This is a genomic window from Allorhizobium sonneratiae (assembly GCF_023700755.1).
GTDB classification, from domain to species: Bacteria; Pseudomonadota; Alphaproteobacteria; order Rhizobiales; family Rhizobiaceae; genus Allorhizobium; species Allorhizobium sonneratiae.
Genome location: NZ_JAMKOJ010000004.1, coordinates 381444 through 402794, shown reverse-complemented (window position 1 = coordinate 402794; position 21351 = coordinate 381444). Strand labels below are relative to the sequence as shown.

General features: G+C 59.0%; 17 protein-coding genes. 8 read left to right on the top strand and 9 right to left on the bottom strand.

The features are described 5' to 3' along the window. Nucleotides 1-29: 29 nt before the first annotated feature. From NAC44_RS10175 to NAC44_RS10155, 5 genes are all read left to right on the top strand, one after another. Nucleotides 30-980 (top strand): VOC family protein, encoded by a 951-nt coding sequence (locus tag NAC44_RS10175; RefSeq protein ID WP_250940376.1) that lies wholly within the window; start codon nt 30-32, stop codon nt 978-980. Between the two features lie 87 nt (nt 981-1067). Next, complete coding sequence (locus tag NAC44_RS10170) at nt 1068-1493, top strand: Rieske (2Fe-2S) protein (protein ID WP_250940374.1); 426 nt, start codon at nt 1068-1070, stop codon at nt 1491-1493. 1 nt (nt 1494) lies between these two features. Continuing rightward, nucleotides 1495-2625 carry an FAD-dependent oxidoreductase gene (locus NAC44_RS10165; RefSeq protein ID WP_250940372.1) on the top strand — a complete coding sequence of 377 codons (1131 nt, stop codon included), beginning with the start codon at nt 1495-1497 and terminating at the stop codon, nt 2623-2625. A 150-nt stretch (nt 2626-2775) separates the two neighbouring features. Further along, nucleotides 2776-3924 (top strand): MFS transporter, encoded by a 1149-nt coding sequence (locus NAC44_RS10160; protein ID WP_250940370.1) that lies wholly within the window; start codon nt 2776-2778, stop codon nt 3922-3924. 99 nt (nt 3925-4023) lie between these two features. Then, the gene (locus NAC44_RS10155) at nt 4024-4794 is read left to right on the top strand and encodes a cyclase family protein (protein WP_250940368.1); all 771 of its coding nucleotides are present in this window, start codon (nt 4024-4026) and stop codon (nt 4792-4794) included. A gap of 45 nt (nt 4795-4839) precedes the next feature. Here the strand turns inward: NAC44_RS10155 and NAC44_RS10150 are convergent, their stop codons facing one another. The 5 genes from NAC44_RS10150 to repA all read right to left on the bottom strand — a co-directional run bounded on the left by NAC44_RS10150 (nt 4840) and on the right by repA (nt 10835). Beyond that, nucleotides 4840-5346, bottom strand: a complete 507-nt coding sequence (locus NAC44_RS10150; RefSeq protein WP_250940366.1) for a sigma-70 family RNA polymerase sigma factor — start codon at nt 5344-5346, stop codon at nt 4840-4842. Nucleotides 5347-5807: 461 nt separating this feature from the next. Beyond that, entirely contained in the window at nt 5808-8144 is a 2337-nt protein-coding gene (locus tag NAC44_RS10145; protein ID WP_250940365.1) for a glucose/quinate/shikimate family membrane-bound PQQ-dependent dehydrogenase, read from the bottom strand. 11 nt (nt 8145-8155) lie between these two features. Further along, nucleotides 8156-8293: a hypothetical protein gene (locus tag NAC44_RS10140; RefSeq protein ID WP_250940363.1), complete on the bottom strand. Its 138-nt coding sequence runs from the start codon at nt 8291-8293 to the stop codon at nt 8156-8158. A gap of 293 nt (nt 8294-8586) precedes the next feature. Beyond that, nucleotides 8587-9570: a plasmid partitioning protein RepB gene (gene repB / locus NAC44_RS10135; protein WP_250940361.1), complete on the bottom strand. Its 984-nt coding sequence runs from the start codon at nt 9568-9570 to the stop codon at nt 8587-8589. Between the two features lie 98 nt (nt 9571-9668). Then, nucleotides 9669-10835 (bottom strand): plasmid partitioning protein RepA, encoded by a 1167-nt coding sequence (gene repA, locus NAC44_RS10130; RefSeq protein ID WP_420839920.1) that lies wholly within the window; start codon nt 10833-10835, stop codon nt 9669-9671. Between the two features lie 922 nt (nt 10836-11757). Between repA and NAC44_RS10125 the strand changes: the two genes are divergently transcribed. Both NAC44_RS10125 and NAC44_RS10120 read left to right on the top strand, forming a co-directional pair. Then, nucleotides 11758-12882: an efflux RND transporter periplasmic adaptor subunit gene (locus NAC44_RS10125; RefSeq protein ID WP_250940357.1), complete on the top strand. Its 1125-nt coding sequence runs from the start codon at nt 11758-11760 to the stop codon at nt 12880-12882. A 9-nt stretch (nt 12883-12891) separates the two neighbouring features. After that, entirely contained in the window at nt 12892-15987 is a 3096-nt protein-coding gene (locus NAC44_RS10120) for an efflux RND transporter permease subunit (RefSeq protein ID WP_250940355.1), read from the top strand. Between the two features lie 74 nt (nt 15988-16061). Here the strand turns inward: NAC44_RS10120 and kynU are convergent, their stop codons facing one another. The 4 genes from kynU to NAC44_RS10100 all read right to left on the bottom strand — a co-directional run bounded on the left by kynU (nt 16062) and on the right by NAC44_RS10100 (nt 20346). Further along, nucleotides 16062-17258: a kynureninase gene (gene kynU, locus NAC44_RS10115; protein ID WP_250940353.1), complete on the bottom strand. Its 1197-nt coding sequence runs from the start codon at nt 17256-17258 to the stop codon at nt 16062-16064. Nucleotides 17259-17260: 2 nt separating this feature from the next. Next, complete coding sequence (locus NAC44_RS10110) at nt 17261-18100, bottom strand: tryptophan 2,3-dioxygenase (protein ID WP_250940351.1); 840 nt, start codon at nt 18098-18100, stop codon at nt 17261-17263. Next, entirely contained in the window at nt 18097-19716 is a 1620-nt protein-coding gene (locus NAC44_RS10105) for an AMP-binding protein (protein ID WP_250940349.1), read from the bottom strand. The genes NAC44_RS10110 and NAC44_RS10105 overlap by 4 nt, the downstream gene beginning before the upstream one ends. Nucleotides 19717-19845: 129 nt before the next feature. Further along, nucleotides 19846-20346 (bottom strand): MarR family winged helix-turn-helix transcriptional regulator, encoded by a 501-nt coding sequence (locus NAC44_RS10100; RefSeq protein WP_250940347.1) that lies wholly within the window; start codon nt 20344-20346, stop codon nt 19846-19848. A gap of 117 nt (nt 20347-20463) precedes the next feature. Between NAC44_RS10100 and NAC44_RS10095 the strand changes: the two genes are divergently transcribed. Continuing rightward, nucleotides 20464-21327: an alpha/beta hydrolase gene (locus tag NAC44_RS10095; protein WP_250940345.1), complete on the top strand. Its 864-nt coding sequence runs from the start codon at nt 20464-20466 to the stop codon at nt 21325-21327. Nucleotides 21328-21351 lie beyond the last annotated feature (24 nt).

The window sequence follows — 21351 nt, the reverse complement described above, 5'->3', positions numbered from 1 at the left end:
TGAATGGCCAGAATCGAAAGGATTGTCCCGTGAATATCATTGGACCTGATTATGTTGTTTTCGGCGTCGACGATGTCGCTGCCTGTTGTGAATATCTGACGGATTTCGGTCTGAAACCGGTCGATGTGACCGAGAAGGGCGGGCTGTTCGAGACGCTGGACGGCACCGGGATCATCATCCGCCACAAGGCCGACCCGGCCCTGCCGCCGCCGCTGCCGACAGCCAACATGCTGCGCCAGCAGGTTTACGGCGTGCGCGCGGCTGAAGACATCGACGCCATTGAGGCGGAACTGTCGAAGGATCGCCGTGTCACCCGTCTGGCCGATGGCTCGATCGAGGTGAAGGATGACCACGGTTTCGAGCTGAAGTTTCAGGTCACGAAACGCCGCGTCCTCAATATGCCGGCGGAAAAGATCAATGCGCCGGGCGCGCCCGCCCAGCGCAAGCCGAACGAGATCGGCGTTTGGGAAGAGATGCCCGCTTTGCCGCGCACGCTGAGCCATGTGGTGCTGTTCGTGCCCGATATCGAGATCGCGACGAATTTTTACTGCACTCGCCTCGGTTTTGTCATCACCGACATTCTGACCGGCGCAGGTCCCTTCCTGCGGCCGAAAGCCAATGACGACCACCATACGCTCTTCTTCATCCGCACACCGGATTACATGAAGGGCTGTGAGCATCTGGCCTTCCACATGGGCGGGCCGACGGAGCTGATGGTGGCCGGCACCCGCTTCGTCAAGAAGGGCTATCAGAGCTTCTGGGGGCCGGGTCGTCATAAATTCGGGTCGAACTGGTTCTGGTATTTCAACAGCCCGCTCGGCTGCCACATCGAATATGACGCCGATATGGACAAGCATGACGATAATTGGGTGGCCCGCGAAACGCAAAACGGTGCGGAAGCCTCGCAGATCGTGCTGTTCGAAATGCGGGAAAAATGGGCGCCGGGCGGAGGCCCGCCCCCGGCAGGCGACAAGCACTGACATCAACGGCAAGGCCCCTGCGCAGACAAGGCTGTCTGCGCAGGAGTAGGATACGCAGACCGTCATGATCTCCGGGAGGAGGAGTCCATGGGATATGTCGATACCAGCACAGAAACGGTGATGGATAGGAGTGGCTTCCGGCAATCGGAGATCACCCGGACCTTGCTGCCGCTCTGTCATGCTGGTGAGATCGGCGAGGGTGTGGCGAAGGGCTTTGGCCCGCTGCCCGGCTTCAAGCGAAAGATCATTCTGATCCGGCATAAGGGCAGGCTCCATGCCTGGCTCGATGCCTGTCCGCATTATTCGACGGGCACGCCCATGGCCTGGAAGACGGATGCCTATCTCAATGGTGAGAAAACCCACCTCACCTGCCATTCCCATCATGCCCTGTTCGAGATGGACACGGGTGAATGTGTTCTTGGCCCCTGTCTGGGCCAGAGACTGACAGCGATCGATATCACGGTGAACGATGACGGTCAGGTTTTCGTCGTTCAGACCGTAAAGGAGGAATAATATGGGTTCCGGGCTCAAAAAAATACTGGTCGTCGGTGGCGGCTTTTCCGGCATGACGGCAGCCTTGCAGCTTTCTCGTCAGGGTTTTGCCGTCGATCTCGTTGAAATCGACGCCGGGTGGCGCTCTTACGGGGCCGGTATTTCATTGCATGGTTCGACCTTGCGGGTCATCGAAGAACTGGGCCTTTTGCCGCAGTTTCTGGAAGAAGGCTATGCCAGCGATGGCGTGGACATTCGCGGCCCCAACGATGCCGTGCTGGTGACCCTGCCGACGCCGCGTGTCGCCAGCCCCGACGTGCCCGGCGGTGGCGGCATCATGCGTCCGGCGCTGGCAAAAATCCTGGCCGATGCTGTGCGTGCCTCGACGACGACCATTCGTCTCGGCATGAGCTTTACCGAGATCGTCGAGAGTGATGACGGTGTGGATGTGACCTTCAGCGATGGCAGCCAGGGACGTTACGATCTGGTCATTGGCGCCGATGGGCTCAGTTCCGCCGTGCGCGCGGCGATCTTTCCCGATGCACCGCGCCCGCGTTTTATCGGACAGGCGGTCTGGCGGGCGGTTCTGCCCTTGCCGGACGATATTCCCACCATCACCATGTGGATGGGGCCGAAGCTGAAAGTCGGCCTGAACGGCGTTGGCAAAGGCCAGGCCTATCTGTTCCTGACGGAAGACAAGCCCCGCAACGATTATGTTGCGCCTGAACGTTTCGTCGAGATCCTGAGGGGGTTGCTGAACCAGTTCCCGTCGCCGATCATCCGCCGCATTGCCGCTGACCTGTCTGATGAGAACCATATCATTTATCGCCCGCTGGAGCAGATGTTGCTGCCCCGCCCCTGGTATCGCGGGCGAGTGGTGCTGATCGGCGATGCCGTGCATGCCACCACGCCGCATCTGGCGGCCGGAGCCTGTATCGGTATCGAGGATGCCATGGTTCTGGCAGAGGAGCTGGCACGCGACACAACGCTTTCCGCCGCCCTTGCTGCTTTCGAGGACCGGCGCTGGGAACGCTGCCGTATGGTGGTGGAGAATTCCGGCAAGCTTGCCGATATCGAGATCAATAATGGCAGCCGCGAAGATCACGCCGCAATCATGAAAGTGTCGATGAAAACGCTGGCCGAGGCCATCTGAGTAGCCACAGGAGAGGCCTGTCCGCTGCAAACCACAGGGGTTGCGGACAGGTAAAGCCCGTTTCAGGACGGGTTTCGGGAGTTGGCATCCATTCTGGTCAGGCAGACCGGTGCGATGTCGGGAATGGTGACAATCCTTGAGGAGGAACGCATGTCGGCCATGAAATTGAGTGTATCAGGAGCGGCAGCGCTGGTCATCGCCCATTGTGCGGGGATGCTGGATCTGGTCGCGCTGCCGGTCTGGGTGGGCGCGCTGGTCGAACGGTTCGGCTTTAGTCCGCAGCAGGCCGGCATGATGGCGACCCTGTTTCTGCTGGGCGCCGTCGGCGCCAGCACCTTTGCGGCGCCGCGCTTTCACCGCATGAACCAGAAGCTGGTCGCCAGCCTTGGTTTTGGCTTGGCGGCGCTGTTTTTTCTGATCGCCTCCTTCGAGACGAGCCTGATTGCATTGTCGGGCCTGCATCTTCTGGCAGGGATTTCCGTCGGCACCGCGCTGTCCATGGTGCATGGAAGCATGGGGCGCTCTGCCAATCCGCACCGGCTGTTTGCGGCGGCGGGCATGGCGCTTGGTCTGTTCGGTATCGTTCTTCTGGCGGCGATTCCGCAGTTTCTGATCCTGAAAGGCGGCCCGGCGCTGTTTCAGACCTTTGCGCTCGTCATGCTGATTGCAGGGTTGAGCACGGTCCTGCTGTTTCGCAATCCTCCGCCGCGGGTGGAGGAGGCGCATAAGGGGTTCAGCCGGGCGACGTGGTTCACCATCTTCGGCATCAGCGTCATGACGTTCAATCAGTCCATGGTGTTTTCCTTTGTTGAGGTCATTGGCAAGGCCCGCGGGTTTGAGGCTGGCCATGTGCTGGCCGTGCTGATTGCGCTGGGTTTTGTCAATTTCATCGTGCCCGCACCGCTGGCCGCCTTTCTCCAGCGGCGGGTTTCGGCAACCTTCATCGCCCAGATCGGTCCGGCCATTCAGGCGGTTCTGGCGGTTATCGTCACCTCTGCCACGATTTTCCCTGTCTGGGCTCCGGCGGCGGCTGTCTTTGTTGCCGTGCAGATTTTCACCCATACTTTCGTTTTCGGTCTGCTGGCCCGGCTGGACCCAAGCGGGCGGGCTTCTGCCGCCACGCCTGCCATGTTGATGGTAGGCGCAGCACTTGGGCCGATCGTCGGCGGTGCTCTGGGACAGAATCTCGGCTTTGCCGCTCTGGGCGTGGCTGCTGTTTTCGTCAGCGGCGTTTCCATCCTGTTTTTCACCAAGGCCAAGACGGAATGCCAGCCCTTGCTGGCATCTCTGGCGGCCTGAGCGGCGCGCTGTTACGGCAGACCGCTCTCCTGCAAAATTCCTTAAATCGGGTAGGATTTAAGGAGAAAATAACGCACGGCCCTGTAAGGGAGACACTTCATGAAAATTATCGATCTGTCGGTTGCCATTGAAAATGATGTGCCAGCCGATCCACCAGGGCTCGGGCCGAAAATCACCTATTGTAACCATGCCGAAGGCAGTGCCGAAGTGCTGCAATTCTTCCCCGGTCTCGACATTGCCGATATCCCCGGGGGGGAAGGCTGGGCGGTGGAGCAGCTGCAGCTGACCGCCCATAACGGCACCCATCTCGATGCCCCCTGGCATTTCGCCTCGACCATGAACAAGGGCGAGCGGGCCATGACCATCGACGAGATTCCGCTCGACTGGTGTTTGCGTCCGGGGGTGAAGCTCGATCTCACCGCCCTGCCCGATGGCTATGTCGCAACGGCAGCGGACATGGAAGCTGCCGTCAAAGCCAGCGGCCATGATCTCCAGCCCTTCGATATCGTGCTGATCAACACGGCGGCGGGCGCTGCCTATGGCCGTCCTGACTATCTGGGACGCGGCTGCGGCATGGGGCGGGAAGCGACCTTGTGGCTGATGGACAAGGGCATCCGCATTGCCGGCACCGACGCCTGGTCCTGGGATGCGCCTTTTCCGGTGACGATCAAGCGTTTTGCCGAAACCAAAGACGCCTCCCTGATCTGGGAGGGGCACAAGGCCGGGCGCGAAGGCATTTTCCTGCATATGGAAAAGCTGGCTCGTCTCGATGAACTGCCCTCTTCCGGCTTTACGGTTTCCTGCCTGCCAGTGAAGATCAAGGGTGGATCGGCCGGATGGTGCCGCGCGGCGGCGATTTTCGATCTTTGACCACGCAAGATCGTAACGTTCTTATCATCATATCAGGGCTGGGCCTTACATCGTATGGTCCAGCTCTTCCAGCAACAGATGGCGCGCCCGGTTCAAACGGCTTTTGACAGTGCCGATGGCGCAGTCGCAGACATCGGCGGCGTGGGAATAGCTTTCTCCCTGAACAATCACCAGAATCAGGACGTCACGGTAATGGGCGGGAAGTACGTTCATGGCATGTAGCAGCTCCTGTCCCTGTACCGACCAGTCCTGTGTCGCCTCCTGCCGCAGGCCATCGGCAACGCCATCGACAGGGCTCGGCCCCTCCCGATGGCTGGTTTTGGCGCGGGTGTAGAAGGTGTTGCGCATGATGGTGAACATCCAGGATTTCAGCCGCGTACCAGGCTCGAACTTGTCGATATTCGCCAATGCCTTGGCCAGCGTTTCCTGAACGAGATCATCCACATCGGTTCTGTTGCGGCAAAAAGTCTGGGCGAAGGCTTTGAGTGCTGGAATAAGAGCAACGATATCGGCGTGAAGTGAAGCTCGGCTGTGAGCGGCATGACTGTCCATGATGGTTCCTTTCGGTGTCGAGGTTCGGACGCAGGGATGCAGTTGACAAAGAGCCCGGCCCCTACCCGGCTCTGGTCTTGAAGACTGTGCATCCGTTCCCCCAGATCACGGGAAAATGCTGGTGTTTCTTATGTCCTGATATCCTGTGTTTATTTTATAAAACGACGGCGCCATAGGTTTGGAGCCAGAGAGTTGGGACTGTGCGGAGATTGCCGCTTTGTCTGACACGCACATGCGCGCAAGCCTTTTCAGGCATTGATTTTCATCTTATGCGCCGGTCTGTTCAAACCGCCGCTGTGCAGATGACCTGTTTTCCCACAACAATGGAATGCGGCAAAGGTTCCAGACAATAGGTTTATAGTTGTGTCCGGCTGTGTCCATCGCCATGCGTTGTCAGATCGCATGGCGATGGACTCTGTCAGATCTGGTGTCAGATCTGGTGTCAGATCTGGGTCATCCCGTCAGGTCTGGTCGGGCAGACGATAGGCAATGACATAATCGCCCGGCTTGGTACCGATCGAGCCATGGCCGCCAGCCACGATCACCACATACTGCTTGTTGTCGCTGGCCTTATAGGTCATGGGCGTTGCCTGTCCGCCGGCGGGCAGGCGCGCCTGCCAGATCTGCTTGCCGGTGGTGACATCATAGGCGCGCAGATAATCATCGACGGCGGCGGCAAGGAAGGCGACCCCGCCCTTGGTGATGATCGGTCCGCCAATACCGGGCACACCCACCTTGAAGGGCAGCGGCAGCGGCGTCATGTCGTAGACGGTGCCGTTCTTGTGCTTGTAGACGATCTTGCCGGTGGTGAGATCGACACCTGCAACATAGCCCCATGGCGGCGCCTGGCAGGGAATTTTCAGCGGGCTGAGGAAGGGACCGAGATAGACGCCATAAGCTGCGCCGGTATTGCGGTTCAGCCCGTGTTCGCTGGCCTTGTCGCTGGCGTTTTTCGCCGGCATGTCAGCCGCCGGCACCAGGCGAGAAATGAAGGCGAGATAGGTCGGCATGCCAAACATGACCTGCCGCTCAGGATCGACCGCCACACTGCCCCAGTTGAAGGTGCCGAAATTGCCGGGATAGATGATGCTGCCCTGAAGCGAGGGCGGCGTATAACGCCCCTCATAGCGATACCGGTGAAACTCGATGCGGCAGGCAAGCTGGTCGAACAGCGTGATGCCCCACATGTTTTTGCCCGTCAGCTTTGGCGGGGAAAAGCTGATGCTGGATTTCGGCTGGGTGGGGGCGGTGTGATCGCCCTGAATTGCGCCGCCGGGGGCGGGAAGCTCCTTGACGGGAAAGATCGGCTGGCCGGTGCGCCGGTCGAGCACGTAAATATCACCCTGCTTGGTTGGCGCGACGAGGGCGGGAATGACGGTGCCGTCCTTTTTCGTCAGGTTGAACAGCACCGGCTGGGCTGGCACATCCATATCCCACAGATCGTGATGGACGAATTGCTGCACCCAGCGCACCTGCCCGGTGTTGATGTCGAGGGCGACGATGGAGGAGGAATATTTCTCCACATTGGCGCTGCGGTTCATGCCGAGCTGGTCAGGCACCTGATTGCCGAGCGGGATATAGACGAGGCCCAATTGCTGATCGACGCTGAACACCGACCAGCTGTTCGGCGAATTGGTCGTATAGGTTTCGCCCGGGCCAAGCGGCGCAGTCTTTTCAGGATTGCCCGCATCCCAGTTCCACAGCAATCGGCCCGTATCGACATCAAAGGCACGGATGACGCCGGACTGTTCCTGAAGCGAGTAATTGTCGTTGACGGAGCCGCCAATGATGATCTCATGCCCGACAATGACCGGCGGCGAGGTTGAGTAATAATAGCCCTTCGGCTTGTATTTCATATGCTGTTCGAGATGCAGCGCGCCATTGTCGGCAAAGCCTTCGCAGACCACGCCGGTTTCGGCATCCAGCGCAATCAGCCGTGCATCGGAGGTGGGCAGATAGATGCGCTGCGCGCAGGACTGACCGGGTGTTGCGGCCGTGTCACGATAATAGCTGACACCGCGGCAGGTCTGGTGCTGACGCTGATTGTTGAAACCGACATGCGGATCGAATTTCCATTTCTGTTTGCCGGTTCGCGCATCCAGCGCAATGGCCCAGTTATGCGGTGTGCACAGATAAAGCGTATCGCCGATTTTCAACGGCGTAATCTCATAGGTGGTTTCGCCAACATCGTCCGGCTGTTTCTTATCGCCGGTTTCATATTCCCAGGCGACCTTGAGGTGATCGACATTGGTGGTGTTGATCTGGGTCAGCGGAGAATAGCGTTGGCCAAAAGGTGTGCGGCCATATTGGTGCCATTCACCATCCGGCACATCACCGCCATAGGCAGGGGAGGCCGTGGCAGCAAGCGTCGGCAGCGAACCGGAAAGATCGTTGGAGGGCACGACCATCGACACGACCGCAACAATAATCGCAATCAGGTTGGCTCCGGCCAGCGACCAGGGCAGGCGATAGCGGTGTTCAGCACGGCTGAGAGGACGGCATATCCAGGGCGTGAGAAGCCAAAGACCGAGCAGAATGATCACGCCGCCGCGCGGCGCAAGCTGCCACCAGTCCAGCCCCACTTCCCATAACGCCCAGGCAAGCGAGACGATCACCAGCAACGCATAAACGGGAAAAGCCGATGAGCGGCGACGATAGAGCAGAAAGCCTGTCAGCAGGAACATGAGACCGGCAAAAAGATAAAACCAGCTTCCGCCCAGAAGCACCAGCCAGAGGCCGCCGCCTGTGAGAAAAACACCGATCAGGGCGAACAAGATAGAGGTTATGGTAACAGCCACGATTCATCTCCTTACTGGCTTTGCTCCAGAGCGTGGGGTGAGGGTTGCTGTTGGGGTGAGGGGGGATCTGCATCCCGCAGACTGTAGAAGAGAAGGAGGACAAGGACAGCCACGGCGACAAGCGCCAGCCAGAAAAACGTCTTATTCATCGACCACTCCTGAGGGTGAGGAGATGTCGGGTCACGGGTATTGCCCGGCATATCGCCACCTTTTCGTATGGACGCATGATCGTGACGGGAGCCGGTTCAGTCCGGAAGGAAGAGGCCGGAGCCAAAGAGAAGCAGGCCGGGCAGATCATGCTGGAGATGGGGTCAACACAATCTCGCCCGAATTGTTCCATGAGAAAGACCTGATTAAGGCATTGCTGGCGCGTTCCCATAAAAAAAGCCCGCTTCAGTGAAGCGGGCTTGTGATGAAGGGGAGGGTGAATGGCGGGCTTCGCTCAGCCCTCCTCGTCCTGACGGGCGCGTTTGAATTCCTCGTGCAGACGCTCAAGATTGTCGGCGAGATAGGCGCCGAAACGGGCGGCATCGCGCGATTTCAGCGCCAGTGAAAAACTGCGGCCGCTGGTCTTGTATTCCGCCTTGAGGGCTGCATCCTGCGACACCCACTCGCCTACCGGGCTGGTCTTTTTTGCCGGGCGGCGGGCTTTTTTCAGCTCACCGGCCAATCTGTCGAAGCGGGCTTCGGAAGGCGCATCCTGAAAACCGTCGGCAAGGATGATCTCGCGCGCCAGCGCCAGCGCCTTGGGCGGCTCGATTTCCTGTACAAGATCCAGCCAGCGGTCGCGGCCCACGCTCTTGGCCGGGCCGATGGCGGCAATGACATCGGCGGGAATGCGGCCTGCCACCGACAGCATCCGCGTCAGCATCGGCGCATCGACGGAAAGCGCCAGCTGCACCACGCGCCGCTCATGGCCCAGCGCGATCAGGTTCTGGGCAAAACAGGCACGCTCGATGAAGGACAGATTTTCGCGGGCGGAGTTTTCCTGCCCCTGGGCAATGATATGATCGACATCCGACACATCCTTGACCACGGCCTTGACCGGTCTTTGCAGATGTTTCGCCACCCGCACGCGGCGATGGCCGAACACGGTCTGGAAGCGGCCTTCCTCATCCGGGTGCGGGCGCAACAGCACCGGCGTATCCTGTCCACGCTCGCGAATGGCCTCGACCAGTTCGGCAAAGGCGGCCTCATCCTCTTCCATCCGCTCAGTGATGAAGGAGGGGTCGATCAGCGCCGGATCGATCTCCACCACTTTTTCGCCCGCCACGGCCTGATCGGCCAGTGCGGCCTTTTCCGCCAACTCGCTCAAGGAGTTGACCATGGAGCGGCTGGCACCGCGGGTGGCGTAACCGGGCGAGCTGCGCCGCTCGGCGGCGGGCTGCATGGAATTGATATTGGCAAACACATCCTTGCGCGCCATGTCACTGATCTCCCCGAAAGAACAAGCCTATGGAATTGTTGGTGAAACTGGCCATTTGTACGGCTGACAATAAAGCCCCTGAAACGTGGTTTCCCATCTCAGCGCCCCCAGGCCTGTAAAATGAGATCGACCACTTCGGCGTTGACGGCATCCATGGCTTCGCGGGCGCGGTCATAGGTGGAGGGGGTAAATTGCGCGCGGTCGACTTCATAGAGCGTCTGCTTGGTCAGACCCGCATCGGAGACCGCCGTGGATTTGACCATCGGGTTCTTCATCATCTGCCGGGCAAACATCGACTGCATGAAGCCAACCATCTGCTGCTGGGGAATGTCCATCGGCTCGTAACGGGTGATCAGATAGCGGAACCAGTCGAGCGAGACATTGACCCCGGCACCTTCGACGCTTTTCAAAATGCCGCCCAGCATCAACAGGAATTGCGACATGGACATGATGTCGAGCATTTGCGGATGCACGGTGATCAGCACCGAGGTGGCCGCCGTCAGCGCCGTCAGTGTGAGATAGCCAAGCTGCGGCGGGCAGTCGATCACCACCACATCATAGCGGTCTTCGACTTCGGCAAGGCTTGCGCCGATGCGGGTGTAGAACAGCTTGCCCTCATTGCTGTCGCGGCGCTGCATGGCCAGCGGCGTCTCATATTCATATTCCTGCAATTCGAGATTGGCGGGTACGATATCGAGATTGGGAAAATTGGTCGGCTGGATCACCTCGGACACCGGACGCCGCTCACCATCATAGCGGATGGCCTCGTAAAAGGACGGCTTGTTGTCCAGCTCCGGCTGAATGCCGTAAAGGGCAGTCAGCGAGGCCTGCGGGTCGAGATCGACCGCCAGCGTGCGAAAGCCGCGCAGCGCCAGATACTGCGCCAGATGGGCCGAGGTCGTCGTTTTGCCCGAGCCGCCCTTGAAATTGACGACGGCAATCACCTGAAGCTTTTCACCGTCGCGGCGATGCGGCACCCGGTCGAGCAGGGCGCGCAGATCATCCATCTGGGACGCGGTATAGAAGCGTCGTCCGGTGGAGGTCACGCTCGGTTCGACCCCCTTGCCGGACAGATGCAGCTTCTTCAGATAACTTTGCGACACGCCGATAAAATCCGCGACCTCCGCCAGAGAAAACTGGCGCAGGGTCTTTTGCGCATTGGGGGGAAAGCGCTCGATGCGCAGGAGGTCGAGCTTGGAGGAAATCTCATCCCCCTGATCGAGAATGATATCCGCAAAGCTTGAGACGGAGTCCAGCGAGGTCATTGTCATGAGTCTTGTCCCAAAACCTGATTGTCACGATATTTTTTGGAAAAATGCCTTAGTAACGTGACAATATCGGATTCTATCGATTTGGCAAGGAATATTGCCGCTTTGATCCGGCCTTGGAGCGTGTCAGTGTTTCACGGCAAGGTAGAAACGCTCTCACTTTCTGTTTCCACGCAAGCCCAGAGGCAACACCGTGTTACGCCTTTGCTGGAATTGCGATACTGCATCATTCGTTCAGCCGGTTGAGATTGAAGGTCAAAATGATGCAGCCGATTGAAACTGTTACAGCATCTTATGTGCACTTGATAAAACGCACGATTGTGTTAAGCGGCTTGCGGCTTGTCAGCCTCAGTCATGGGGCCTCAAGTCCTTGTTTCTCTTATGTCCGTTATCGTTTTATCGAGGACACGAAAACGCGACATGCTTTAGGAAAACAACAGGAAAAAGCTTCCCGATGGAGGCCGTCAGGTGCAGGGCTGCCGGGATCGTTTTCATCTTTCCCGCACCTTGTGGCACAGCTATGTTTCATGTTGCAATGCCCTCTTGACTTTCATCATCATTCCATTGCATTTATCGCCATACTGAACGGTTCGGTTCAATTTAGTCGGCGATAGATTAGGCACTGCAACAGGCTCTCTCATATCTGATGGGCCTTTCAGATGCGCAACGGGAATTGAGGGCCTCTCGGCACAAAAAGAAACAGAGCCTGACAGGATTATGTGTCGAGGGTGGTCGCAGTCAGAGGTAAATCTCATGTTGTTTCCCGATAAGATCAACGACAATAAAATTGCAAGCATTTTGGATATAAGTTGCATCTGACGGATCTTCGGCAAGTTTCTCTTGCTATTTGCCTTCAGAACATAGCGGCCAACATGGGTAAGCGGTGAATAAACGCTTAAATTAGAAAGGATTGAGCGTAATGATCAAGCGGATGATTATCATGCTGCTTGCAACAGGAGCGGTTTTGGGCGGGCTTTTCTGGTTTCAGAATTTCAAGGCCGGGATCATTCAGAAGGTCATGGCGAGTATGAGCAATCCGCCTCAAACCGTCTCGACGACTGTTGCGAATGTGACGAACTGGCAGGACCAGATCCAGGCTGTCGGTACGCTCGGAGCCGAGCGCGGCGCCGATCTTGCCCTTCAGGTGTCCGGCATTGTCCAGAACATCAGTTTCAAGAACGGCGATGACGTGAAGGAAGGCCAGACGCTGCTGCAGCTTTACGCCGATGACGACATTGCCAAGCTGCAATCGCTGCAGGCAACGGCCGACAATTACGCCATCACGCTGAAGCGCGATCAGGAACAGTTCAAATATAACGGCGTCAGCCAGGCCACGGTCGATACCGACAAGGCCAATCTGAAGAACGCCACGGCGCTCGTTGACCAGCAGGCGGCGGTGCTCAGCGAAAAGACGCTGAAAGCACCCTATTCCGGGCGTCTGGGCATCCGCGCCGTCGATGTCGGTGAATATCTGACAGCGGGCACGACCATCGTCACGCTGCAGGCGCTCGATCTGCTGCATGTCGATATCTACCTGCCGCAGCAGAGGATCAGCGAGCTCAAGGTGGGCCAGCCGGTGAAGTTGACGGTCGATGCCTTCCCCGGCAAGACCTTTGACGGCGAAATCTCCGCCATCAACTCCAAGGTCGATTCCACCTCGCGCAACGTGCAGGTCCGGGCTGTGCTGAAAAACCCGGAAAAGCTGCTGCTGCCGGGCATGTTCGCCCGGGTGACGATCTCGATCGGCAATGAAAAACAGTTCATCACGCTGCCGCAGACGGCCATTGTCTACAATCCTTATGGTGACAGTGTGTTCGTCGTTGAAAACACATCCGGCACCGAGAAGGGCCAAAAAACGGTCAAGCAGGTCTTCGTCAAGACCGGGGACACGCGCGGCGACAATGTTGCCATCACCAGCGGTATCAACAAGGGCGATACAGTGGTTGTGGCTGGTCAGCTGAAGCTGCGCAACGGTACCCCTGTTATGATTGACAACAGTCATGTTCCGACTGCCGAAAATGCGCCGCAGATCGTCGATCAATAGGGCTGAACCATGAAAAGCTTCACGGATATTTTCGTTCGTCGCCCGGTTCTGGCGCTGGTGGTGAGCCTGCTCATCCTGGTGCTTGGACTGAAATCGATGTTCTCTCTGCCGATCCTGCAATATCCGCGGACGCAGAATGCCATCGTGACGGTGACGACGACCTATGCCGGTGCCGATTCCGATATCATCGCCGGCTTTATCACCACGCCGCTGGAAAATGCCATCGCGCAGGCCAACGGTATCGACTACATGACCTCGACCAGCCAGACCGGCACCAGCACGATCACCGTCAACCTTCGCCTGAACTATGATTCCGGCAAGGCGTTGACGGAAATCAACACCAAGGTCAATTCGGTCATCAACCAGCTGCCCTCCGGGGCGCAGCAGCCAACCCTGACGCTGAAGGTTGGCCAGACGATCGACGCCATGTATATGGGCTTCTCCAGCGACGTGCTGGACGCCAACCAGGTGACGGATTATCTGACCCGCGTCGTCCAGCCGAAACTGCAGGCCGTTGAAGGTGTGCAGACGGCCGAACTGCTCGGTGCGAAGAAATTTGCCCTGCGTGCCTGGCTCGATCCGGTGAAGATGGCCGCCTATGGTCTGAGCGCCAGCGACGTGAAAACCGCGCTCACCAGCAATGACTATATCTCCGGTCTCGGCACCACCAAGGGCAATCTCATTCAGGTCAACCTGTCGTCCTCGACCAACCTGCATACGCTGGCCGAGTACAAGAACCTGATTGTCAAACAGGTCAACAACGCCACCATCCACCTGAGCGATATCGCCAATGTCACGCTTGGCAGCGACGATTACGACTCCGCAACCAGCTTCAACGGCAAGCGGGCCGTCTATATCGGCATTCAGGTGGCGCCGACAGCAAACCTTCTCAACGTGATCAACGGCGTCAAGGCCGTGTTCCCGGAGATAAAGGCACAACTGCCGAGCGGCATCGACGGCCAGATTATCTATGACTCGACCGACTTCGTGAACAGCTCGATCAATGAAGTGATCCATACGCTGTTCGAGGCTGGCCTCATCGTTACCGTGGTCGTGTTCCTGTTCCTCGGTTCCTGGCGTGCGGTTCTCATTCCGATTGTTGCCATTCCGCTGTCGCTGATCGGCACCTTCGCGATGATGCTGTTCCTCGGCTTCTCGATCAATCTTCTCACCCTTCTGGCCATGGTGCTTGCCATCGGCCTTGTGGTGGACGACGCCATCATCGTGGTGGAGGGCGTCAACCGGCATATGGAAGAGGGGATGAAGCCGTTTAACGCCGCCCTGCAGGCGGCGCGCGACCTCGGCAGCCCGATCATCGCCATGACGGTGGTTCTGATTGCCGTTTACGTTCCCGTCGGTTTCCAGGGTGGATTGACCGGTGCGCTCTTCACCGAGTTTGCCTTCACCCTTGCCGGTGCGGTCACGGTGTCGGCCATCCTCGCGTTGACGCTGTCGCCGATGAACTGCGCCTATCTGCTGAAACCGATCACACGTGAATCGAAAACGCTGGAAGCGCGGATCGTCCATCTGATCGACAGGGTGATGGGGGCGGTGACCCGCACCTATCGCAGAATGCTGGAAAGCACGCTGAAAACCCTGCCGGTCGTGGTGACCTTCGGCCTGATCGTGCTGTGTAGCCTTTACTGGCTCTATTCCAGCTCGACGTCTGAACTGGCACCGGAAGAGGACCAGGGTGTCATTCTGACACTGACCACGCCTTCACCGACGGCCACGCTCAACCAGAAACTCTTCTATGCCAAGCAGGCCTATGACATTTATGCCAAACAGCCTGAAACCAAGGTGGTTTTCCAGATTTCCACGCCGGCCCAGGACATTGCCGGCTGGGTGCTGAAACCTTGGGATGAACGGACGCAAACCACGAAAACCTTGCAGCCGATGATCCAGCAGGAGCTGAACAAGATTGCCGGCGTCCAGACCGTGGCCTTCCAGCCGGCGCCTCTGCCGGGCAGTAACGGTCTGCCGATCCAGTTCGTCATTTCCACGACGGGCGATTTCTCGCAGCTCAACGATGTCTCGCAGAAATTCATGGCGGACGCTCTGAAGACCGGCCAGTTCATCTTTCTGTCCAACGACCTGAAGCTCAACCAACCGCAGGTGAATATCGTCTTCGACCGGGAAAAGGTTGCGCAGATGGGTCTGAACATGTCGGATGTCGGTGCAGCACTGGCCACCATGCTGGGCGGCAACTATACCGGCTATTTCAGCCTGGACGGTCGTTCCTACAAGGTGATCCCGCAGGTTCAGCAGGATTACCGGCTCAATCCCGAGCAGGTGCTGAATTATTACATCAACACCAGCACCGGCACGACCATTCCGCTGTCGACGGTTGCCCATATCGAGACGGAAACGGTGCCGCAGTCACGCAACCACTTCCAGCAGCTCAACGCCGCAACCATTTCGGGCGTTGCCATGCCGGGTGTGGCCATGGGCACGGCAATTGATACGCTGAAGTCTCTGGCGGCAAAAACCCTGCCGCAGGGCTACACCGTCGATTACGGTGGTCAGTCGCGTCAGCTGGAGCAGGAATCCGGTGGCTTCGTCAACACCTTCATGTTTGCGTTGATCATCATCTTCCTGGCGCTGTCGGCCCTGTTCAACAGCTTCCGTGACCCGATCGTCATTCTGGTCTCGGTGCCGATGTCGCTCGCAGGCGCGCTGATCTTCATCAGCATTGGCGTGGGCGGTGCGTCCTTGAACATCTATACCCAGGTCGGTCTCGTCACCCTGATGGGCCTGATCAGCAAGCACGGTATTCTGATGGTCGAAGTGGCCAACGAACACCGCAATGCCGGGATGGACAAGCGTCATTCGATCATCGAAGCGGCCACGGTTCGTCTTCGTCCGATCCTGATGACCACAGCGGCCATGGTGCTCGGCGTTATTCCGCTGATCACCGCAACCGGCGCCGGTGCAGCCTCCCGCTTCAACATGGGTCTGGTGATTGCCACCGGTCTGGCTATCGGTACGCTGTTCACCCTCTTCGTCGTTCCCGCAGCCTATATCCTGATCGCCAGCGGTCCGGCCAAGGCACATGAGGACGATGTCGAAGTCCATGGCGGCGAGCCGACCCCTGCCGGTCACTGACAGGGTTTGTCACAACAACAAAAAGGGCCGGATCATCTCCGGCCCTTTTTTGTCTCATGCAGAACGTCGCTTGATCACGTCACCCGCGATACCCGCCGATATTGATCATTGTCGTAAAGACGTTCATTGATCACTCTGGCGACGATGGCCGCGGCCTTCACCACATCCTCCTCATCGAGATAAAGCGGGGTAAAGCCGAAGCGCATGATGTTGGGGGCGCGAAAATCGCCGATGACGCCGTGATCGATCAGCGCCTGAATGGCGGCATAGCCATGCTCGAAGGCAAAGGAGACCTGCGAGCCGCGCCCTTCGGGATCACGCGGCGAGGCAAGCACCAGCGCCGGGCAGGCGGCCTCCACCTCCGCGACAAAACGCTGTGAAAGCGTGATCGAGGCGGCGCGGATATCGGCCATGGTGACGCCCTCGAAGGCGTTAAGGGCCTGATCGAGAATGGACAGCTGAACGATCGGCGGCGTGCCAACGCGAAAACGCTCGGTCGAGAGGGCAGGGCGATAGCCAAGCTCCATGGCAAAGGGTGCGTCATGGCCCATCCAGCCCGCCAGTGCCGGCTGGGCTTCTGTGACGATATCGGGACGCACATAGATGAAGGCCGGGGCACCCGGTCCGCCATTCAGATATTTATAGGAGCAGCCCACGGCAAATTCGGCCTTGCTGGCCGTCAGCTCCACCGGCACCGCACCGGCGCTGTGGGCCAGATCCCAGATCATCACCGCTCCGGCCTGATGGGCGCGAGCGGTGAGGGCGGCCATGTCATGCATCCGTCCTGTGCGGTAATCCACCTGGGTCAGCATCACCGCCGCCACGCTCTCGTCAATGGCGTCAGCGACCGTTTCCGGCGCGATCACCTTCAATTGATAATCCTTGCCGATCGTCTCGATCAGCCCGCTTGCCATATAGAGATCAGTCGGGAAATTGCCGGTGTCGGAGAGGATGACACGTCGATCCGGCCGCATTTTCAGCGCCGAAGCCAGCGCCTGATAGACCTTGATCGACAGCGTGTCGCCGGTGGCGACAGAGCCTGCGGGCGCGCCGATCAAGGCGGCGATGCGCGAGCCGACACGCTCGGGCAGTGAAATCCAGTCTGCCGTATTCCAGGCCTTGATCAGCTCCTTGCCCCATTCCTGGCCGATGACATGGGCGGCGCGCTCAGCACAGCCCTTGGGCAAGACACCGAGCGAATTGCCGTCGAGATAAAGAATGCCCTCGGGCAGGTCGAACAGGTGTTTTCTCGGAAGAAGAGGGGGTGTCATGCTCAAAGCTCTCCACGCAATTGCCAAAGTTCGGGAAACAGTTCCACGCCCAGCATCCGGCGCAGATAATTCACGCCGGACGTGCCGCCGGTGCCGCGCTTGAAGCCGATGACGCGCTCCACCGTGGTGACGTGATTGAAGCGCCAGCGGCGGAAATAATCCTCCAGATCGACCAGTTTCTCGCCCAGTTCATAGAGCATCCAGTAACGGTCGATATCCTGATAGACGATCTTCCAGCGGGCCATGATCTCGGGATGGGCGCTGTGCGGCGCCTCAAGCTCCGGCGCGGGCATGGCGGCATCGGAACCGTCGAGGGTGATGAACAGCAGCCGCACCACCTCGTCATAAAAGCTCGGCCGGGCAAGCTCGGCCTTCAGCAGGGCGTGGACCTCGGGCACATGCTCATGCGGCTTCAGCATGGTAGGATTGCGGTTGCCGAGCAGATATTCGATTAGCCGGTATTGATAGGACTGAAAGCCGGAGGAGGGGCCAAGGCTCTGGCGAAACCGCGTATAATCGGCGGGCGTCATGGTGCGCAGCACATCCCAGGCGCTGTTGAGCTGCTCGAAAATCCGCGCCACACGCGCCAGCATCTTGAACATGTTGGCGGTGTCGCCGCGTTTCAGCATGTCGCGTGCGGCCATCATTTCATGAATGATCAGCTTCATCCACAATTCGCTGGTCTGGTGCTGGATGATGAACAGCATCTCGTCATGGGCGGGGCTTAACGGATGCTGCTGACTTAAAATCCCATCGAGATGCAGATAATCGCCATAGGACATGGCGTCGCTGAAATTCAGCTTCGCCCCCTCGGCACCGGGATTATAGACCTCCTGGCTCACGCGACACTCCTGAGCTTGAAACGTTGAATCTTGCCGCTTTCGGTTTTCGGCAAAGCAGGGACGAAAACGATTGAGCGCGGATATTTATAAGGTGCGATGGTCGCCTTCACATGGTCCTGTAACCGCTGCGCCATATCGGGACTGCCGGATTTATCGCCCTTCAACACGACGAAAGCCTGGACGATGCTGCCGCGATCGGCGTCTGCCACGCCGATCACCGCGCATTCGGCGACATCGGCATGGGCGAGAAGGGCGGCCTCCACCTCCGGCCCGGCAATATTGTAGCCGGCCGAGACGATCATGTCGTCGCTGCGGGCGGCAAAGTGGAAATAGCCGTCCTCATCCTGAATGAAGGTGTCGCCGGTGATGTTCCAGCCGTTTTGGACATAGCCGCTCTGGCGTTCGCCGCGCAGATAGCGGCAGCCGATCGGCCCGCGCACGGCCAGATGGCCCGGCGTTCCGGGCGGCAGGTCTTTACCATCGGAACCGACCACCTTGGCCTCATAGCCTGCAACCGGCCTGCCGGTGCAGCCGGGCCTGTGGTCCTCGAAACGGTTGGTGATGAAGATATGCAGCATTTCGGTGGCGCCGATGCCGTCCAGCATCGGCTTGCCGGTCTTTTCCATCCAGTCGCGATAGACCGGACCGGGCAGGGTTTCGCCGGCCGAGACGGCAGCGCGCAGCGAGGAAAGATCGGCGCCCGCATCCATGGCCCGCATCATGGCGCGATAGGCGGTGGGGGCGGTGAAGCAGACGGTGGCGCGATATTTCTGGATGATCTCCACCATGTTCGGCGGTGAGGCGGTTTCCAGCAGCGTGGCGGTGGCGCCAAAACGCAGGGGAAAGATGGCAAGCCCGCCAAGGCCGAAGGTAAAAGCCAGCGGCGGCGAGCCGACAAAAACATCCTCCGGTGTTACCTTCAGCACTTCCCTGGCATAGCCATCGGCAATGATCAGCAGGTCGCGGTGAAAATGCAGCGTCGCCTTGGGATCGCCGGTGGAGCCGGAGGTGAAGCCGATCAGCGCCACATCGTCCTGCGCCGTATCGGCGGCGGTAAAGTTCACAGGCTTTTCCAGCGCCAGCCGGTCCAACTCGGCATCGTGATTGCTGGTGCCGTCAAAGCCGACCAGGGTTTTGAGAAAGTGGCTGCCGTCTGCCGCCGCCTGCATCTCCTCCATCAATCGGGTGTCGCACAGGGCATGGCTGATCTCGGCCTTGTCGATATATTTTTTCAGCTCGCCCGCCCGCAGCATCGGCATGGTGTTGATCACCACCGCGCCCACCTTGGTGGCGGCCAGCCAGCAGGCGACCATGGCCGGATTGTTGGCCGAGCGGATCAGCACGCGGTTGCCGGATTTGACCCCGAGATCCTCGACCAGCGCATGGGCAAGCCGATTGGTCCAGTCGGTTAGCTCCTTATAGGTGCGCTTGCGCCCGTTGCCGATCAGGGCAATCCGGTCGCCGAAACCCTTCTCGACCATGCGGTCGGTCAGTTCCACCGCGGCGTTCAGCCGGTCGGGATAGGAAAATTGCGACAGAAGAAGATCCGGCCACATGTCGGGTGGCGGCAGGTTGTCGCGGGTAAATCTGTCTTCATGACCGGTCGGTCGCAACATGGTTTCAGTTCCCCTTCAAATGCCTGATTTATAGCAGGCTATTCTTGATGATAGGCGCGCCGCACAAGCCTCTGACGGGCTTTTCAAAGTCGGCTCTATGGGTCAGTCATCTCCCGGATGTGAGCGGTCTCAGTCACCCTCTTCCAGCGTATGGGTCAGATGGTCGAGCCGGCGGATCATGCCATCGACATCATCGGCATCGAGGCCGCCGAGGATCGCGTCGATCCAGCCTTCATGGGCTTTTGCCTGCCGGTCGAATTCGCTGCGGCCCTTGGGTGTGAGGACGATGATCTGTGTGCGCCGGTCGTCTGGCGGTGTCACCCGCAGCACGAAACCATCCTCGCAGAGCTTGTCGACAATGCCGGTGATATTGCCGTTGGAAACGCGCAGAAGATGGGAAATTTCCTTCATCTTGAGCCCGCCCGGCGCACGCGACAATGCCGACATCACATCGAAGCGCGGCAGCGTCGTTGAAAAATCCTGCCGCAGCCTACGGCGGATTTCATCCTCCACCAGACCAGCCGATTTCAACAGTTTGAGCCACAGCCGCAGCCGGTTTTTCGACAGGCTGCCTGCATCCTGGCCAATGTTCTGGCCAGCGTTCCTGACGGTCTTCGGTTCGGCCTTCATGCTGCTCTCCTGCTCGACATGATGGCGAGACCATAATCCGGGTCAGAATTTATTTCAAGCTTGAACTATTGAAGCTTGAGCAGTATGGCTATGATCCATTGCGGATGGGAGAAAGCCATGATCGGTTTAAGCGGTATCGACTGGGAAGACGCCTTTGCCAATGGCGCCTATATCGAAGGGGCGGTGGACTATCCGCAACGCTGGGCCGAGGAGGCCGCCCGGTTTCGCGCCGAAACCACGCATCGCGCCGATCTTGCCTATGGTGAGGCCCCCCGCATGGTCATGGACCTGTTGATGCCGCAAGGCGTCTCTCACGGTCTTGCCGTCTTTGTCCATGGCGGATACTGGCTGGCTTTCGACAAATCGGTCTGGTCTGCTTTTGCCGCTGCGGCGCTGGCAAAGGGCTGGAGCGTGGCTTTGCCGAGCTATCCGCTGGCGCCTGAGGCGCGGATTTCGGCCATGACACAGGCTATCGGTCAGGCCATCACCGTCGCGGCCTCTCAGGTTGAGGGGCCGATCCGGCTTGCCGGGCATTCGGCGGGCGGGCATCTGGTGACGCGCATGGTCTGCGACGACACGCCGCTTGCCGATGCTGTCGTCAACCGGATCGAGCGGGTCGTGTCGATCAGCGGTCTGCATGATCTGCGGCCCTTGCGGCTGAACAGCATGAATGAGCGGCTGATGCTCTCTGAAGAGGAGGCGCTGACGGAAAGCCCGGCGCTTCATGCGCCGAAGGGACGTGCGGAGGTGATTGCCTGGGTGGGCGGGCAGGAGCGGCCGGAATTTCTGCGTCAGGCGGCCTTTCTGGCGGAGGCATGGCGGCTGAAGGGGGCCGCCACCCGCCTTGTGGTCGAAAGCGGCACCCATCATTTCAATGTCATAGACGGCCTCAAGCAGGCGGATCACCCGCTGGCGCATGCCTTTTGTGGCAAAAGGTTTTCACCAGATTTGGAGCAGAACAACCCCCAAATTTCAATCTGAGGCTGACGGAGTTTTCAGCGCTCC

What these genes read in the sequence shown, in the direction of transcription:
- NAC44_RS10170 (WP_250940374.1), top strand. Translation starts at nt 1,068, where the DNA reads ATGGGATATGTCGATACCAGCACAGAAACGGTGATGGATAGGAGTGGC.
- NAC44_RS10165 (WP_250940372.1), top strand. Translation starts at nt 1,495, where the DNA reads ATGGGTTCCGGGCTCAAAAAAATACTGGTCGTCGGTGGCGGCTTTTCC.
- NAC44_RS10160 (WP_250940370.1), top strand. Translation starts at nt 2,776, where the DNA reads ATGTCGGCCATGAAATTGAGTGTATCAGGAGCGGCAGCGCTGGTCATC.
- NAC44_RS10155 (WP_250940368.1), top strand. Translation starts at nt 4,024, where the DNA reads ATGAAAATTATCGATCTGTCGGTTGCCATTGAAAATGATGTGCCAGCC.
- NAC44_RS10150 (WP_250940366.1), bottom strand. Translation starts at nt 5,346, where the DNA reads ATGGACAGTCATGCCGCTCACAGCCGAGCTTCACTTCACGCCGATATC.
- NAC44_RS10140 (WP_250940363.1), bottom strand. Translation starts at nt 8,293, where the DNA reads ATGAATAAGACGTTTTTCTGGCTGGCGCTTGTCGCCGTGGCTGTCCTT.
- repB (WP_250940361.1), bottom strand. Translation starts at nt 9,570, where the DNA reads ATGGCGCGCAAGGATGTGTTTGCCAATATCAATTCCATGCAGCCCGCC.
- repA (WP_420839920.1), bottom strand. Translation starts at nt 10,835, where the DNA reads ATGACCTCGCTGGACTCCGTCTCAAGCTTTGCGGATATCATTCTCGAT.
- NAC44_RS10125 (WP_250940357.1), top strand. Translation starts at nt 11,758, where the DNA reads ATGATCAAGCGGATGATTATCATGCTGCTTGCAACAGGAGCGGTTTTG.
- NAC44_RS10120 (WP_250940355.1), top strand. Translation starts at nt 12,892, where the DNA reads ATGAAAAGCTTCACGGATATTTTCGTTCGTCGCCCGGTTCTGGCGCTG.
- kynU (WP_250940353.1), bottom strand. Translation starts at nt 17,258, where the DNA reads ATGACACCCCCTCTTCTTCCGAGAAAACACCTGTTCGACCTGCCCGAG.
- NAC44_RS10105 (WP_250940349.1), bottom strand. Translation starts at nt 19,716, where the DNA reads ATGTTGCGACCGACCGGTCATGAAGACAGATTTACCCGCGACAACCTG.
- NAC44_RS10100 (WP_250940347.1), bottom strand. Translation starts at nt 20,346, where the DNA reads ATGAAGGCCGAACCGAAGACCGTCAGGAACGCTGGCCAGAACATTGGC.
- NAC44_RS10095 (WP_250940345.1), top strand. Translation starts at nt 20,464, where the DNA reads ATGATCGGTTTAAGCGGTATCGACTGGGAAGACGCCTTTGCCAATGGC.